This is a genomic window from Pseudophaeobacter sp. (genome assembly GCF_039971195.1).
GTDB lineage: Bacteria > Pseudomonadota > Alphaproteobacteria > Rhodobacterales > Rhodobacteraceae > Pseudophaeobacter.
The window spans coordinates 13,173-29,623 of sequence record NZ_JBDWPJ010000077.1; the positions used below are offsets into that span (position 1 = coordinate 13,173).

Below are 16,451 nucleotides of genomic sequence, written 5' to 3' on the forward strand. Positions count from 1 at the left end.
CATGTCTGACACCCCTTCCCTGCGCGACGCCGCCCTGCGCTACCACGAATTCCCCCGCCCCGGAAAACTGGAAATCCGCGCCACCAAACCCATGGCCAATGGCCGGGATCTGGCGCGGGCCTATTCTCCGGGCGTGGCCGAGGCCTGCCTGGAGATCAAGGCAGATGCCTCCAATGCGGCGCGCTATACGGCGCGGGGCAACCTGGTGGCGGTGGTCAGCAATGGCTCGGCTGTGCTTGGACTGGGCAATATCGGGGCGCTGGCGTCAAAGCCAGTGATGGAGGGCAAGGCGGTCCTGTTCAAAAACTTTGCCGGCATTGATTGTTTTGACATCGAAGTCGACGAGAGCGACCCGGAGAAGCTGGCTGATATTGTCTGCGCGCTGGAGCCCAGCTTTGGCGCCATCAACCTGGAAGACATCAAGGCACCTGACTGTTTTATCGTCGAAAAGCTTTGCCGCGAACGGATGGGCATTCCGGTGTTTCACGATGACCAGCACGGCACCGCCATTGTGGTTGGCGCGGCGGCCAAAAACGCGCTGCATGTGGCGGGCAAAAGCTTTGACGAGATCAAGATTGTCTCCACCGGCGGCGGCGCTGCCGGGATTGCCTGCCTCAATATGCTGGTAAAACTGGGAGTTAAGCGGGAAAACATCTGGCTTTGTGATATTCACGGGCTGGTCTATGAGGGCCGCGCTGAGGAAATGAACCCGGAAAAAGCTGCCTTTGCCCAGGCTTCGGATCTGCGCAGGCTGGACGAGGTGATCGGAGACGCAGATCTCTTCCTGGGTCTGTCCGGCCCCAATGTGCTGAAGCCCGAGATGGTGGCCAAGATGGCCAAGCAACCGATCATTTTTGCCCTGGCCAACCCAAACCCGGAAATCATGCCAGAAGCCGCCCGCGCTGTGGCGCCAGATGCGATCATTGCCACGGGCCGCAGTGATTTTCCCAATCAGGTCAACAACGTGCTTTGCTTCCCCTTCATCTTTCGCGGTGCCCTGGACGTGGGCGCCAGCGAGATCAACGACGAAATGCAGATCGCCTGTGTTGAGGGCATTGCCGAGCTGGCCCGCGCCACCACCAGTGCCGAAGCCGCTGCAGCCTACAAGGGCGAGCAGCTGACCTTTGGCTGTGATTACCTGATCCCCAAACCCTTTGATCCGCGTCTTGTTGCCGTGGTCTCATCAGCCGTGGCAGAGGCGGCGATGAAAAGCGGCGTTGCTGCCCGGCCTATTGAAGATCTGGAGGCCTACAAACAGCGGCTCAATCAGACGGTGTTCAAATCCGCCCTGTTGATGCGCCCGGTTTTCGAGGCCGCCCGCGCCGCCGCCCGTCGCATTGTGTTTTCCGAGGGCGAGGACGAGCGGGTGCTGCGTGCCGCGCAGGAAGTGCTGGAAGAGACCACCGAGACGCCGGTCCTGATTGGCCGCCCCGAAGTGATCGAGGCCCGCTGTGAAAAGCTGGGGCTGCGCATCCGTCCGGGTTCTGATTTTCAGATCGTCAATCCGGAAAACGATCCGCGCTACTATGACTATTGGAACAGCTATCACCAGCTGATGCAGCGCCAGGGGGTCACCCCGGATCTGGCCAAGGCCATCATGCGCACCAATACCACCGCCATCGGCGCCATCATGGTACACCACGGCGAGGCCGACAGCCTGATCTGCGGCACCTTTGGCGAGTATCGCTGGCATCTGAACTACGTGAACCAAGTGCTTGGTGGCGGCAGCTATGAACCGCATGGGGCGCTGTCGATGATGATCCTCGAAGACGGGCCCTTGTTCATTGCCGACACCCAGGTGCGGATCGAGCCAACGCCGGAACAGATCGCACAAACCGTGATGGGCGCCGCCCGTCATGCCCGCCGTTTTGGCATCGAACCAAAGGTGGCGCTGTGCTCGCAATCGCAGTTTGGCAATATCACCTGCGATGCCGGGGCGCGGCTGCGCGCTGCCATCGAAATCCTCGACGCCAATCACTGCGATTTCACCTATGAGGGTGAAATGAACATCGACACTGCCCTGGATGCAGAGCTGCGCGGGCGGATCTTTCCCAACTCGCGCCTGCAGGGCGCCGCCAATGTTTTGGTCTTTGCCCATGCCGATGCGGCCTCTGGGGTGCGCAACATCCTGAAAATGCGCTCGGATGGGCTGGAGGTTGGCCCCATCCTGATGGGCATGGGCAATCGCGCCCATATCGTCAGCCCGTCTATTACTGCGCGCGGATTGTTGAACATGGCGGCCATTGCCGGCACGCCTGTGGCCCATTACAGCTAGTCCAGTACAGCTAGTCCAGCCAGCCCAAGGAGCCCGAGACCCTGATGACCGACGCCTCTCAAACAGTGGTCTTGGTGTCTCATGGCCAGCCCTCAGCGCCGCAACCGCCTGAGCTGGCACTGGCAAAGCTCGCCAATGAGGTGGCACAGCACCTGCCAGCAGGCTGGCACTTGCGCTCGGCCACCCTGGCGCAGCCAGGACGGCTCGAGGAAGTCATGGCTGAAGGCGCGCTGGTCTATCCGTTCTTCATGGCCTCAGGCCTTTTCACCACCCAGATCCTCCCCCGTCGCCTGGCCGGTATCGCTCACCGGATCCTGCCTCCCTTTGGTGCCGACCCCGCCCTGCCCCAGCTGACCTGCGAGATCCTGCGCCAGGAATTCAAGAACCTGCCCGCCACTGCCAGCAAAGCCAAACCAGCCGTTTTGCTGGCCGCACATGGATCGGCCCGCGGCCCTAAGGCGCGGCAAGCAACCGAGCGCTTTGCTCAAACCCTGCGCCCCCTGCTGCCCGAGGCAGAGCTGATGACCGGCTTTATCGAAGAAGCGCCTTACCTGGAGGATGCCGCCCGCTCCCTGCCCGCTTGCAGCCTCTGCCTGCCGTTTTTTGCCCAGGCTGGCGATCACGTCATCTCCGACATCCCCACAGCCCTGGCTGAGGCGGGCCTCGCAACCCAGTGCCTCCCCGCCCTCGGCACCTACCCGCAGATCGCCAAGCTCATCGCGCGGGCTATCCTGCGCGATTGCGCCAGGGTCTAGCCCAGACAGCCCTTGAACCGCCCCGGACCTTTGGTGTCTGAATTCATGAGACAAGACGTTCAGGTCATGCCCTTTTTCACGGCTCTCGGGATCGGGTTGTCAAAAACCTCAGGTCTACTCTTGGGACAGGTTCAGAGACCACTGGTCGCGCCTACACTTTCTGGTCAAAAAGACAAAGGTTTGTCATTTGGCGAGACCGGACGGAGTTGTAACAGACGCTTTAGCCCAAAGAACCCAACGGTTGGTTCCACCACGATGGGCTGGGTCTGTGCCAGCATCTGGCAGAGGAATTCAAACACAGAAAGCATACCAAAAGGCAAAACTCAGGAGCCGGGCTCTCAATCGCCTGACACATAGGCCTATGTGTGAACCAATACGAGGTCTTCAGGACCAATCGCGCGAATGGGGCGATGGATCACGTAGCTCCGGCGCACCAGATCCGACCCCAGCACTGTGATAGCCGTCGCAGGGCCTGGGCAGCTTGGGTCTTTACAGTTGGTCTCAACAACCGTCACAAGATGGAATTGTTCCATTCCCAGCCTGCTGCGGACAAGGCGTTTGACCCGCTGTAAGTGCCAGAGGTCGCTTGCCTTTACTTTGATTTGACTTGCGAGGCTCACAACTGGGTCGGGTTTGGGGCCTCCCCGTAAACCGCCACCGGATCGAAGCTTTTCTCGTCTTGGACGAAGGTTAAAGGCGCTCCTGCCGCCTCCTGAGTGGGGATGGCGCGATAAAAGCAGGACCGGTATCCGACATGGCAGGATGCCCCTGATCCGGCAACCTGTACGCGCAGCCAAATGGCATCCTGGTCATCATCGATGCGGATTTCGACCACGCGCTGCACCAGGCCAGAGGTCGCCCCTTTGTGCCAGAGAGTTTGACGTGCCCGGCTAAAGTAATGCGCCTCCTCTGTTTCTACGGTCAAACGAAGGGCTTCGGCAGTCATCCAACCCAGCATCAAAACTTCGCCAGTATGAGCATCCGTCGTGACACAGGGCATCAGCCCGTTTTGGTCGAATTTGGGCGCGAGCAGCCGCCCTTCCTCGACTTCTTCGACCGATTGGCGCGGGTAGAATTTGACTTTTTCCACGTGGGCTCCTTGTGAAGTGTTATGGTATCACATAACTAGTCAGCATTAGCCCCACGACGCAACCCGAAAGCCTTCCTTGAGATGGAAAATCTAATCCCCGTTACCTTGCTCACCGGTTTTTTGGGAGCTGGCAAGACAACGGTCTTGAACCATCTGCTGAATGATCCGAGCTCGGGCCGCGTGGCGGTCATTGTTAATGAGTTTGGCGAGGCTGGACTGGACCATGACTTGATCGAGGCCGCTGCCGAGGACGTCGTATTGATGGCGGCGGGTTGTATCTGCTGTTCGATCCGGGGGGATTTGTCGCGGACATTGTTGTCCTTGCTGTCCCGTCGTGACAGTGGTGATCTGAAGTTTGATCGGGTTGTCATTGAAACCACTGGATTGGCGGATCCAGGGCCAGTGCATCACACTTTGCTGATTGACCGCGATGTCGCTGCGCGATTTGCATTGGACGGTATCCTTACTGTTGTTGATATGGTTCTTGGTGTTGAAACCCTTGCCAGGCATGCGGAGGCGCAGGCTCAGGTGGCAATGGCTGACAAGATTGTTTTAACCAAAAAGGATCTGTGCTCTTCTCGCGAGATCCGATCGCTTCATCACCGGCTCGACCGGTTGAACCCCGGCGCGCTCCGCATAGAAACCGATCACGGGGCGGTGCCTGCAAGTACTTTCTTTGGGCTGGGCATCATGCGAAAAAAGGTCTCGCAAGAAAACGCCCTCGGCTGGCTCTCACAACCGCAGTTGACGTCACCTCAGGACCCTTTGGCAGGCCTGTCCGGCATTCGCCTGCCACAGGAAAATCCACTATCGGAGTTTGGCACGCAATCTCATCATGCCGAAGATGATAGGATTGCCGCGGCCTCGATTTCAATCGACCGCCCCATTCCTGCCAGTGTTTTTGATTTTTGGCTGGACATGCTGATCGCGCTGCGCGGGCCGGACATTTTGCGCCTGAAGGGCATCGTCCACATTGAAGGCGTCGCCATGCCTTTCGTCTTTCATGGGGTGCAACATATTTTTGAGCCACCCGTGCCCCTGAAGGACTGGCCTGCCGCGGATTGTACCAGTCGGGTCGTATTGATCGCGCGGGATTTCACAAAAGCCGATCTGCAGCAAAGCCTCGAAACCCTGCTTCTGCGTCCAGAAGAAGGCGGAGATACACAGGGTATCACGGTCCACACTTTGAAAGAGATGCCCCTGTAAGGCTAGTAGTTCTGGCACCATCGATGCAGGGCGAGGTTTCTGGCCATAGTGAAAACCGCCGAAGCTAATTCGAGATGCACTTAGCAACCCAAGTTAACCTGCTTAATCGATAGCCTGCGCCAGCGCATAAATCATAGACTGGAGGGCCCAGTCATCTGAGGGCACAACACTTCCAGCACTTGGCACAAAGCTCACCCCCACCCTCTTCGAACTGTCGGCTGACGGTGCCGAAAGTACAGTGTCGAAAATCCCGTTTGATCATGCAAAGGGTATGGCCCTGCCCACCAAGCAAATGGAAAGCCCTGGAAAGGGAGTGCGAGCCATCAAGTAAAATGTAGGACCGCAAACCCTGTCTCAAGGCCAAAATCAATACCCATCGCAGAACCGCCACTGGCCGATCTTTACCGGTGTTTGAATTCTGCATCGCTACCCGGCAACGAGTTGCAGATCTAAAAAGAACAGGGCGATATCGAAGATGGCAGAACCGTTCTGTGCCAGAACAAGACGCAGAGAGGCCATTGGAGGCCCCTCCTCTACACCGCAACGCCGCGCTTGTAACCACTTAAAAACCGCGGCGTTTCATTCTTGCAACCCACCCCAGCTGCTGGCCCCTGGCAGCACCGTGGAACCTCGGATGCGGTAGTTAAGATCCGGCAGCTGATCGATGCCGTTGACAATGGCATACACGCGCTCCGGCATGCTACCTCGTTTGAGTTTTACCTGGCAGACGCTGATGAGAAATCCCTTGCTACAGCGACTGCCCAAAGCGCCAAAATGGCGCAGCGCTGCCCCCTTACCGCTCACCAAAAAGTGCCGACGTTGAGGCCGAAGGATTTTCGAGATTAATTGTCGTTTTGTCTCTTGCGAACAAAAGAGAACATAAATAGAAGGTGTGACAGACTGTGTGGCAGGACACCACCCGCCACAGCTAAGTTGTTGAAAAGGCGAGTTGGCGGAGTGGTGACGCAGCGGATTGCAAATCCGTGTACACCGGTTCGATTCCGGTACTCGCCTCCAAACAAAATCAAACACTTATGAGAAAATGAGCAAGCCCAGCAGCGGATTTAGTCTCTTTTTAGTCTCATAAATCGCTGAGTTTCGAAGCGAGTACCTATGTTCAGGTATGAGCGGCAATTGATCTACCGTGACAACAAGTACTGAAGAGCGCCATAGAACTGGCTCTTGTCATAGTTACACAGCTTTGCTGCCGCCTTGCATAATTCCCGCTCGTCTTCATTTGGGATTGTTGCAAATATTTTGCTATCCAGACAGCTCTTGTACTTTATCTCAAGTTCCATAGCCTTCAGCATAGGGTCCATTGGTTTAACTCCTGTCATTTCTGCAGTTTAAGTCAATCACGTCCTGTTATTTTCACTTCAAGGTTGGGGATGCCCCAGTGAGCCTTGAACGCTTGCGCTTGAATCGCCGCAGCGTAGGCGGCTTGCTTCTTCCTGGTGCTGGATGTGGCGGTACCTGAACGAAATGCCGGGCTCGTGCGTTCGCATTCCAGAGCATAGAAACGGTAGCGGCCTTCTCCGTCGATTTGATGTTCAATGCCGTAGAGTGCGTCAGGGATCAGTTGTGTCTGCCTCCCGTCGATTCTGACAGGTAACGCTAGAGGATTCCTGGCCTTCCGTGTGGCTTCTGGTGCCCTCGCCAAAATTTCCTCCACAGGTACAAAGCGTTTCTCAGGCTTAGACCGCGTGGCTAGCTCAGCCTCTAGCAGATTTTCAATGATCATAATCGTGTGCAGCATCTGCGGGTTGAAGCTGTCTCTAGGACGGCGAGAGAAGGTTACGGTTCGAGGTGGAAGTGCACTCATTGCCTCCAAATAGGCAACGCCCTTATTGCTGATTTCATACATCATTGGCGTGGCCCGGGCATCAAACAGAGGCGCTTGAAGTAGAGGTCGGTTTATGAAGCCCGTCTCATGAAACAAATCGCCCAGCCGCTCAGCAAAGCGCTTAGGTGACTTGGGCATGAAGATGCGGATCAGGTGATCATGGCGCAGGTATCGATAGCGATATAGCCAAGATAAAATCTCCTGATCGCGAGGTGTCAAACGCATCCTTTTGCCTGTAGGGCTTCGCTCAAAGCGGCTGCGGCGGCCCAGAGTATCCAGTTTCACCATGCCATGGGGCTGCCATCATCGGGGAGAGACTCGCTGGCGGGAGGCGGCGCAGCCGTCTCATTCAGGTTGCGATAATGACGAAGCTGCTGTTGTTTGATTGCAGCCCATTGATCTGGCGTCATGCTGACGTCATCGCCAACCAGATCACTGTTGGCTTCAAGCTTGAACGTACTGCCGTTGCCGACTTTCATCCAGAAATGACCGGTTTGAAGCGCCTGCACATCTGCTTGGGTCTTTCCGAGAATTTTGGCCAGCTTGTCATCTTCAGGTGTTCGGCCTGCTGCTTTGACGTTGGTATTATTGAGTACCACGGTCTGCATTTCAGAAGACATGCCCCGGCCTACCACTTGCTGCGCGAGCGTCAGGCTGACGCCGTATTTACGGGCTTCCTCCAAAATCTGCATCGTGGCAGGCGCGATGTAGTTTTGGCATTCGTCAATGAAGAGGTTGATAGGTGTGCGCTGATCTTCGGGAATGTCTGCACGACGCAAGGCCAGTCCCTGAACTGCTGCTACAACCAAGCGCCCAAAGGCTTCACTGGCTTCATCACCCATTCTCCCTTTGGAGAGATTGAACAGGATAACTTTACCTTGGTTGATCGCCGCTTCAAGATCAAGACTTACGGGACTGTTGACCACTTCATCAAAGGCGAATGTGTTGAAGAGGCTTTGCAGCTTTCTTGAGATGGCACTTTTCGATGGGCGCAATGTTGGATCACCCGAGAAGTCATACTTAAAGAAATCCCGGATGGCGCGCCGGTTCGACTGCTCTCCCAGCGCTATCAGGTCTTCATTGAGGCGGTCGTTCATAAATCGTTGAAGATCAGCAAGGGTAGAGCCCTGTTGATCCAGCAGCGTCAGAATGCAGGGCATCAAAACCGTCCGCATGTTCACGGTCAGACTATCACCGCTGGAGCCTTTCAGAAGTTGCTCAAAGGCATTGACGAGTTGCTGGGCGATGACCTCCCGTTGTTGCATGGATGTATCTTCTGGCACGATCAGTGGGTTGAAGGCAGGCACATGCTCTTCTTCAAAGTAGGGGTCGATGTAAATCAGCCGGTCATCATCCACGAACATCTCCCAATGAGCGACTTGCTCAGCCAGATCTCCGTGGGGATCAATGACAATCGTCGCTTCATCGAAGCGATGATAGGCAGCGTGGATCAGTTGTTTCAGAAGTTCTGTTTTGCCGGAGCCTGAGCCGCCCGTAATGTATGCGTGGCGGCGGATTTCTGAGATCAAGGGTGTGACAGGCAGCGCTTCTTTGAGCGCAGAGATAAAGGCAGCGTCCTGCCCCTCTATGAAGTAAAGGTAGCCCGTGCGATCAGGCGTATGGACATGAGGACTAAAGTTGCGTGCCAGGTGCAAGGTAGTGGCATCGTACTGGGAATAAAGCTTGCGACGGGCCTCATTGGTTTTATCGGCCTGTTTCCAGTTCTCAGTCGGGTTATAGCCTGTCTTCTTCTCAATGATCTTTGCTGCGATTTTGTCTTCTGCGGGGTTTCCCATCCGCCTGCCTTGGTAGGGTATATCTCGCTCGGCATCGGCTAGCTTTGAGCGAATACTGTCTATGCCCTTGACCGTGCTCAGGTACTGGTCAAAGGTCAGGAGCTGGCGGCTCTGCTCAGCGCTCAACCCCATATCATCGCCATGCTCGTGGTAGATGTTGTCAATGGCACTGGCGACGACCTGCAAGCGATGTTGAATGCAATGCTCCACCACCTCGTCGCTTTCTGACACGCGGATACGGCCAATGCTGTCAGCTCCAGCGAGCTCAAGGTTGAGCTCTCGCAGACCAAAGTCTTGATAGTCTTTCAAGCGCATGAGTCGTCTCCCAATGGTCAAACCGGTGCACCCTCATGTGGTGCATGAATCACGAAATCAGCAATTCAGAGTAGTAAGACTCATATCGACACATAAGAAAACAGGGTTGAACAAGTGGGTGAAAGCAGATGAGGGTTCGGTATCCCCCTTGCTATCCCCATCTATCTGGACACGCCGAGCGATCTGGTCGGGCGGCTAAAATGTGGAAGTGCACTGTAGCTTTTCTGACAAGACGGCATGAAAATTGGGGGGATTATCCCCCCAGCCGTTCTCGTGCCTGTTGGCCTCGGAATGATGCTTCCGTGACAACCAGGCCCGTTTGCTCTTCGCCTTCAGGCGCAACGTCAACGCGATCCTCAATCTGGCGGACGGCTTCAACGTGTGTATCACATTCGAGTGCGACTTCTGCGACATCAACGTCAGACAGTTTTTTCATGGCAAATGCTCCGATGGGTCAAGCGGGACAATCCCTCTTTTTATGGAGTTTTATGATCAGGCGCGAAAGAAGCTCCTGACCTTGCCGCCGTCCGCAACAGCACACGTGATTGTATTTCCGGCATGTTTCCTTGGTCGTTGAACTCCCGGTTTGTTCCCAAATCAGTAGATCGTGACGTCAAGCTATGTTAGTCTAAAGGTATGAAAAGAATTGATTTAATGAAGTGTGGGGAGCGGTCATTTGCAGTGTCAAGCCTGAACGTCTGATAGAGTCACTATCTGATAACTCCTGGCGAGCTGACTTTGGTAGAATTGTCCTTGAAAAATTTGCGGTCGTGTTATGGAGTGCGCAAGGGATTTAGGAAGCCTTGACCAACAAGGCGTTAATAACAACGAGCTGCGGCGAAAAGCCGACTAGAGGAAAAATTATGATCCATGAACATGAGCAGCTATTTTTATCTGATCTAGAGAAAAAACTCTGGATTGCTGCTGACAAGCTACGCTCCACACTGGATGCTGCTCAGTATAAACACACCGTTCTTGGCCTTGTGTTCCTCAAATACATTTCTGACTCTTTCAAGATCCGCCGAGATGAGCTTATGAAACAGTTCATTGACGAAGAGCATGAGTACTATCTAGACCCATCCGACTACGGCGGCGCCGGATCCGATGAATACGCCGCAGAAATTGCCCGAGAGCTTGAACAGCGCGACTACTATGCCGAAGTCAACGTTTTTTGGGTGCCTACCACTGCCCGTTGGAAATTCCTGCAAGACAACAACAAAACTGTCATCGGTGGTGCTGAAATTACGCTTCCTGGCGGCAGTACAAAGAAATTCAGCTCCGTTGGCCACTTGATCGACAACGCTCTCGAACAGATTGAAGTAGACAATCCAAAGTTAAAAGGTGTTCTCAACAGACTCTACACCCGCCTGCAGATCGATCAATCTAAACTCGGCGAGTTGATCGACCTTGTCGCTACAATCCCCTTCACGCACGCCAGCTTGAATTCTCAGGATATTCTCGGCCATGTCTACGAATACATGCTGGGGCAGTTCGCGTTGGCAGAGGGCAAGAAGGGTGGGCAGTTCTACACGCCCAAATCCATCGTCAGCTTGATTGTGCAGATGCTCGAACCCTTCAAAGGTCGCGTTTACGACCCTGCGATGGGTTCTGGTGGCTTTTTCGTTCAGTCAGAGCATTTCATCAATGCCCACAAAGGCCGCATTGACGACGTCTCGATCTATGGGCAGGAATACAACCACACCACTTGGCAACTTGCTGCTATGAACATGGCCATTCGTGGGATTGATTTTAACTTTGGGAAAGAACCCGCCAGCACCTACACCAACAACCAACACCCCGATCTGCGCGCCGATTACGTTATGGCCAACCCGCCCTTCAACATGAAGGAATGGGACACAGGGGTTAGCGAGAATGACCCGCGCTGGAAATATGGCACGCCGCCCTCGGGCAATGCCAACTTTGCTTGGTTGCAACATATGCTCTACCACCTCGCCCCGAATGGCTCGATGGGCTTGTTGCTGGCCAATGGCTCGATGAGTTCCAACACCAATAACGAAGGGGCCATTCGTAAAAAGCTAATCGAAGAAGATCTGGTGGAATGCATGGTCGCCTTGCCGGGACAGCTATTCACCAACACACAAATCCCCGCCTGTATTTGGTTTCTAACCAAGAACAAAGGCGCGCGCACGACGGCCGCTGGCCGCAAACTGCGGGACCGCAAGGGCGAGGTACTATTCATAGATGCGCGTGGGCTTGGCTACATGAAAGACCGCGTTTTGCGTGACTTTACCACGGATGACCTAAGCCAAGTCACCGATGCCTTCCACAATTGGCAAATGGGCGAAGGCTATGCTGATGTCGCAGGCTTTGTGAAATCTGCCACGCTGGTGGACATCAAAAAACATGATCACGTACTTACCCCCGGTCGTTATGTCGGCGCGGCGGATGTTGAAGAAGACAACGAACCTTTCATGGAGAAAATGGCGCGTCTGACAACACAGTTGAAAGGTCAGTTTGAAGAAAGCGATCGGTTGGAAGCGGAGATCAAGCAGAACCTATTTGGCATGGGGTATGACGTATGACCCCCAGTTCACACCCAGATTTAGGAGAGATGCCAGAAAATTGGAATGTAGTTGAACTGGGGTTGGTTTCAGACATTACGAAACTCGCTGGTTATGAGTTCACAAAGCATTTTAAGTATATCGAAGAAGGAGAAATAATTGCGCTTCGTTCTCTTAACGTCGTCGATGGGCAATTAGATACTACAAACGTAAAGAGAATAGCCAAGTCGGTTTCTGAAGCGTTGCCTAGATCGCAGTTGTTTCGCAACGACATATTGCTCACCTATACGGGTTCTAAGTTAGGTGATACAGCGCTTGTGGATTCAGACGACAAATATCACCTTGCACCAAATGTCTGCCGCCTGCGTGCCAATGATGATGATGACGCTTACTTTCTCTATGTATTCCTGAGGAGTAAGGCTTTCGCGGCTTTATTGGATGGGTACAAAGTTGGCAGTGGTCAACCGACCGTCCCAATGAAGAATATTAGAAAAATCCCTTTGCCTTGGCCTCCTAAGCAGGAAAGAGATGAAATTGGACAGGCCTTTCGAAGCTTGAATGATAAAATCGAAATCAACCGCCAGACCAACCAAACATTGGAAGAGATGGCGCAAGCAGTGTTTAAGAGCTGGTTTGTGGATTTTGATCCCACCCGCGCCAAGATCAAAGCCCGCGACAACGGCCAAGACCCCAACCTCGCCGCCATGGCCGCCATCGCCGGAAAACCCCTCGACCAACTCGACACGCTCTCCCCCGAACAGATCACATCCCTAACCGCGACCGCCGACCTTTTCCCAGATAAGCTCGTCCCGTCCGAACCCGGCGAGATACCGGAGGGATGGTGTTGGAGTGAGATTGGCAATGAGGTAACCGTCGCCGGTGGCGGGACACCCAGCACAAAAAATGAAGCATTTTGGGAAGGTGGCCATATCCACTGGACATCCCCGAAAGACATGTCGAACCTAACGGACAAGATTCTGTTGGAGACTGCGCGGAAAATCACACAGGCCGGATTGGATAAAATTAGCTCCGGAGTATTGCCTAAAAATACCGTATTAATGTCTTCTCGAGCCCCTGTGGGCTACTTGGCTATTTCTAAAATTCCAGTTGCGATCAATCAAGGTTATATCGCAATGAAGTGCGAAGGAGTTTTGACCTCAGAATTTGTTGTCCAATGGGCCGAATCTATAATGGACGACATCAAGCAACGAGCAAGCGGTACGACGTTTGCCGAGATCAGCAAGAAGAATTTTAAAGTAATTCCAGTGATCGTTCCTGATGCTGAATTGGTTGGTGAATATTCGACGATAGTAGGGAGTCTCTATGATAAAATCACCGGAAATTTGCGCGAGAAAAAATCTTTAACTGAAGTGCGAGATACGTTGCTGCCAAAACTGATTTCCGGTGAAATTATTTTGAGCGAGGCAGTCTGAAGCCATGAGCGATACAGCTTTTATTTTACAGAATTGCACTAAGGCAATTGGTGGTGCTGACAGTGCAATCCACCTGATAGAGCAAAAAAGTCGCCTTGAGCAAGCAGTAAGTTCCAATGATCCCGCGCTGACTTTGGATACTGCAAAATCTCTATTAGAGAGCATTTTCAAAACGATTTTGACAGATAGGCAGGCTGAACCAAACTTTTCAGGTACGTTTTCCGCGCTTTATAGTGAAGTGCGAAAAGAAATCATCCTGAATAATGAGAGTGCCGCCAACGAGATCCTCAAAAGGCTGACCAGCTCGATTGTCCACAATGTGGGTGAATTGAGGAACGCTTACGGAGCGGCATCGCACGGGGACGATGGGTACTATGAGAACCCGATACAAATGCCTGAAGCAGAAATGATCGCTCATATCGTTGATGGAATGGGAGGTTTCCTGTTCCGAAAGCATAAGAACCTTAGCGACCCAGAGCAGGCACAAAGAATTTTCTACAGCGACTACGCTGTTTTTAACGATTGGCTAGATAGTCAAAACGATCCGATAGAAATTCCTGTGAACCAGGCCGAAGATATTCCATTTAGTGTTTTTCTGTTTACTTATGACGTCGACACCTATCGGGCGATGTTGCTGCAGTATGTGCAAACTGAAGAAGAAGACGCTGGCGTGGAGGTGCCAGAAGTGACTTTGGTGGCAGAACCAGAAACCACTGAAGCTGAGCTACCTTTAGAAAAATTGACCGCCGAACCCGATGTGGATCCTGTTTCAGAGATCGCCGCTGCATTGGTGATCAATGAAGAGGTTGGAAATGCGATTTCAGATGATGACAGAGTTGAGATTGCTGAGTTCGCTCAAGACTATGCTTTGAATCGAGCAGGGTTAGATTGGCAGAGTCGAGACTCTTTGATCGCAAAGTTCAGGATTCAAATAAAACGCACACTTATTAAAAAGGCATTTACTGAGCATTGTATCGATGAGGCAATCGAAGTTGTCATCGAAAAGGCCATGAAATATTTCCCAAGTGAGGTGGCATAGTTTTGATAACAGAAGATCAACTAGAACAGCTTTGCCTCAATTGGTTTAAATCCATCGGGTATGACTATATCTGTGGGTACGATATTGCTCCGGACGGGCCTGCACCAGAGCGCGCCGATTATCGACAGATTATCCTGCATGATCGATTGTTGAACCGTCTTGAGGTCATCAATCCGCATATTCCGCCGGAGACTTTGGAACAAGTCGCGCTACAATTGGCGAAGCCAGAAACGCCAATCCTAGTCAAGAACAACAAAGCATTTCATCAGTTCTTGTTGGAAGGTGTGAAGATCACATTTAAGGATGCCTCCGGAGAAGAAAAAACCGATTACGTGCGTTTAATCGATTTTGAGACCGTCGGGAAAAATCAGTTCCTTGTGATCAATCAGTACACGATCGCAGGCACCAAGGGGAACCGTCGCCCCGATATAATTGTGTTTATCAATGGCTTGCCGATCTCAGTTTTAGAGTTGAAAAATCCTGCCGATAGCAACGCGGATATTTGGACAGCATACCAACAGCTACGGACCTACAAAGAAGAAATCCCTGACCTATTCACCTTTAACGAGGCTTTGGTCATTAGTGATGGTGTGCATGCGCGTGTTGGGTCGTTGACGGCGAACAAAGAGCGCTTCATGGCGTGGCGCACGATTGCCCAAGAACAGGATAGACCGCCGTTTGAATATGCCCTGGAAACGCTTGTCAAAGGCTTTTTCCAGCCTGAGTTGCTGCTGGACTACATTCGCCACTTTGTTTTGTTTGAGCAAGACAATGGCGTTACAATCAAGAAAATTGCCGGATATCATCAGTTCCACGCAGTCCGCGCTGCGGTTGATGCAACTATCTCGGCAACCAAGGCTCAGGGCGACAAGGCTGGTAAAGCCGGGGTGGTTTGGCACACTCAGGGATCGGGAAAATCGATCTCTATGGTGTGCTATGCAGGGAAGCTGCTGGCGCAGCCGAGCATGAATAACCCGACGATTGTCGTGGTGACAGATCGCAATGATCTGGACGGACAGCTTCATGATACGTTTGGCATGGCCGCCGAGACGCTGAAGCAATCACCCGTGCAAGCTGGTGACCGCGACGAGCTACGAGAGATGCTTGCGTCGCGCCAATCTGGCGGAATCATTTTCACGACGGTTCAGAAGTTTGCGCTAGAGGAGAAAGAAACGGCGCATCCCGTCTTGAGTGAGCGCAAAAATATCGTCGTGGTGAGTGATGAAGCTCACCGCAGCCAATACGGAGACAAGGCCAAACTTAACCCTAAGACTGGCAAATATACGTTCGGTTATTCGAAGCATATGCGGGACGCTTTGCCGGGGGCTTCGTTCATTGGATTTACTGGCACGCCTATTGATACGGGTGACAAAGACACGCGTGCGGTATTTGGCGACTATGTTTCTGTATATGATATCCAAGACGCTGTGGATGATGGGGCAACGGTACCCATTTATTATGAATCCCGTTTGGCCAAATTGAATATCAATGAGGCAGAGATCGAAGCACTTAATGATGACGTGGATGAACTCATCGAAGATGAGGAAGATGTTTCAACGCGTGAAAAGACCAAATCTCAGTGGTCTGCACTGGAAAAGCTTGTTGGTAGCGAGCCAAGAGTTGCTGAAGTCGGAAAAGACCTAGTTCAACATTTCGAAGAACGCATTGCGAGTATGCCCGGAAAAGGTATGATTGTTTGTATGAGCCGCGAAATTTGCGTGGAGATGTACGATGAAATCGTTGCCCTTAAGCCAGATTGGCATGATGAGGATCCGACGAAGGGAGCCATCAAAATTGTAATGACAGGTTCAGCATCCGACAAAGACAAGCTGCGACCTCATATTTACAGTAAAGAAACAAAGAAGCTGTTTGAGAAGCGCTTTAAGGATGTAAGCGATCCCCTGCAGTTAGTGATCGTGCGGGATATGTGGTTAACAGGCTTTGACGCGCCAAACTGCCATACGATGTATATTGATAAGCCGATGAAGGGGCATAATTTGATGCAAGCCATTGCTCGCGTCAATCGAGTTTTCAAAGACAAGCCCGGCGGGCTCGTCGTTGACTACATTGGCATTGCCAACGAACTAAAGCAGGCTTTGAAAATATATACTGGATCAAACGGTAAGGGTAGGCCCACCCATGATACCCACGAAGCCTATTCTGTTCTGTTAGAGAAG

Annotated in this window: 12 protein-coding genes and 1 tRNA gene; 8 read left to right on the forward strand and 5 right to left on the reverse strand. The window is 52.8% G+C overall.

All coding sequences use genetic code 11. The annotated features are described in order from the left end of the window. Nucleotide 1: 1 nt before the first annotated feature. Together ABJP42_RS06830 and ABJP42_RS06835 are read left to right on the forward strand one after the other, a co-directional pair. On the forward strand, nt 2-2,275 hold the full coding sequence (locus tag ABJP42_RS06830; protein ID WP_348339582.1) for an NADP-dependent malic enzyme: 2,274 nt from the start codon (nt 2-4) through the stop codon (nt 2,273-2,275). 44 nt (nt 2,276-2,319) lie between these two features. Then, nucleotides 2,320-3,030, forward strand: a complete 711-nt coding sequence (locus tag ABJP42_RS06835) for a sirohydrochlorin chelatase (RefSeq protein ID WP_348339583.1) — start codon at nt 2,320-2,322, stop codon at nt 3,028-3,030. A gap of 164 nt (nt 3,031-3,194) precedes the next feature. On the opposite strand, the gene ABJP42_RS06840 is transcribed toward ABJP42_RS06835, so the two are convergent. Then, a complete protein-coding gene (locus tag ABJP42_RS06840) occupies nt 3,195-3,338 on the reverse strand; it encodes a hypothetical protein (RefSeq protein ID WP_348339584.1) in 144 nt (47 codons plus the stop codon). Between the two features lie 308 nt (nt 3,339-3,646). Further along, nucleotides 3,647-4,120 carry a phosphoribosyl-AMP cyclohydrolase gene (gene hisI / locus ABJP42_RS06845; protein WP_348339585.1) on the reverse strand — a complete coding sequence of 158 codons (474 nt, stop codon included), beginning with the start codon at nt 4,118-4,120 and terminating at the stop codon, nt 3,647-3,649. 81 nt (nt 4,121-4,201) lie between these two features. Here hisI and ABJP42_RS06850 point away from each other — a divergent pair, with 81 nt between their 5' ends. Beyond that, a complete protein-coding gene (locus ABJP42_RS06850; protein ID WP_348339586.1) occupies nt 4,202-5,326 on the forward strand; it encodes a CobW family GTP-binding protein in 1,125 nt (374 codons plus the stop codon). 943 nt (nt 5,327-6,269) lie between these two features. Then, nucleotides 6,270-6,343: transfer RNA gene (locus tag ABJP42_RS06855), tRNA-Cys, on the forward strand. A 334-nt stretch (nt 6,344-6,677) separates the two neighbouring features. On the opposite strand, the gene ABJP42_RS06860 is transcribed toward ABJP42_RS06855, so the two are convergent. The 3 genes from ABJP42_RS06860 to ABJP42_RS06870 all read right to left on the reverse strand — a co-directional run bounded on the left by ABJP42_RS06860 (nt 6,678) and on the right by ABJP42_RS06870 (nt 9,716). Continuing rightward, entirely contained in the window at nt 6,678-7,457 is a 780-nt protein-coding gene (locus tag ABJP42_RS06860) for a replication-relaxation family protein (protein WP_348339587.1), read from the reverse strand. Then, a complete protein-coding gene (locus tag ABJP42_RS06865) occupies nt 7,451-9,280 on the reverse strand; it encodes a type IV secretory system conjugative DNA transfer family protein (protein WP_348339588.1) in 1,830 nt (609 codons plus the stop codon). Before ABJP42_RS06865 ends, ABJP42_RS06860 begins: the two co-directional genes overlap by 7 nt. A 253-nt stretch (nt 9,281-9,533) precedes the next feature. Continuing rightward, a complete protein-coding gene (locus tag ABJP42_RS06870) occupies nt 9,534-9,716 on the reverse strand; it encodes a hypothetical protein (RefSeq protein ID WP_348339589.1) in 183 nt (60 codons plus the stop codon). 427 nt (nt 9,717-10,143) lie between these two features. Between ABJP42_RS06870 and ABJP42_RS06875 the strand changes: the two genes are divergently transcribed. From ABJP42_RS06875 to ABJP42_RS06890, 4 genes are all read left to right on the forward strand, one after another. Further along, entirely contained in the window at nt 10,144-11,823 is a 1,680-nt protein-coding gene (locus ABJP42_RS06875; protein ID WP_348339590.1) for a class I SAM-dependent DNA methyltransferase, read from the forward strand. Beyond that, nucleotides 11,820-13,235, forward strand: coding sequence for a restriction endonuclease subunit S (locus ABJP42_RS06880; protein ID WP_348339591.1), 1,416 nt, complete (start codon nt 11,820-11,822; stop codon nt 13,233-13,235). Before ABJP42_RS06875 ends, ABJP42_RS06880 begins: the two co-directional genes overlap by 4 nt. Before the next feature lie 4 nt (nt 13,236-13,239). Beyond that, the gene (locus ABJP42_RS06885; protein ID WP_348339592.1) at nt 13,240-14,274 is read left to right on the forward strand and encodes an abortive infection family protein; all 1,035 of its coding nucleotides are present in this window, start codon (nt 13,240-13,242) and stop codon (nt 14,272-14,274) included. A gap of 2 nt (nt 14,275-14,276) precedes the next feature. Beyond that, a partial coding sequence (locus ABJP42_RS06890) for a type I restriction endonuclease subunit R (protein WP_348339593.1) occupies nt 14,277-16,451 on the forward strand: 2,175 nt, incomplete at its 3' end.

Excerpts from the sequence above, each read along its gene's own strand:
- ABJP42_RS06860 (WP_348339587.1), bottom strand. The coding sequence starts at position 7,457 with ATGGTGAAACTGGATACTCTGGGCCGCCGCAGCCGCTTTGAGCGAAGC.
- ABJP42_RS06865 (WP_348339588.1), bottom strand. The coding sequence starts at position 9,280 with ATGCGCTTGAAAGACTATCAAGACTTTGGTCTGCGAGAGCTCAACCTT.
- ABJP42_RS06850 (WP_348339586.1), top strand. The coding sequence starts at position 4,202 with ATGGAAAATCTAATCCCCGTTACCTTGCTCACCGGTTTTTTGGGAGCT.
- ABJP42_RS06870 (WP_348339589.1), bottom strand. The coding sequence starts at position 9,716 with ATGAAAAAACTGTCTGACGTTGATGTCGCAGAAGTCGCACTCGAATGT.
- ABJP42_RS06830 (WP_348339582.1), top strand. The coding sequence starts at position 2 with ATGTCTGACACCCCTTCCCTGCGCGACGCCGCCCTGCGCTACCACGAA.
- ABJP42_RS06880 (WP_348339591.1), top strand. The coding sequence starts at position 11,820 with ATGACCCCCAGTTCACACCCAGATTTAGGAGAGATGCCAGAAAATTGG.
- ABJP42_RS06875 (WP_348339590.1), top strand. The coding sequence starts at position 10,144 with ATGATCCATGAACATGAGCAGCTATTTTTATCTGATCTAGAGAAAAAA.
- ABJP42_RS06835 (WP_348339583.1), top strand. The coding sequence starts at position 2,320 with ATGACCGACGCCTCTCAAACAGTGGTCTTGGTGTCTCATGGCCAGCCC.
- ABJP42_RS06840 (WP_348339584.1), bottom strand. The coding sequence starts at position 3,338 with ATGCTTTCTGTGTTTGAATTCCTCTGCCAGATGCTGGCACAGACCCAG.
- ABJP42_RS06885 (WP_348339592.1), top strand. The coding sequence starts at position 13,240 with ATGAGCGATACAGCTTTTATTTTACAGAATTGCACTAAGGCAATTGGT.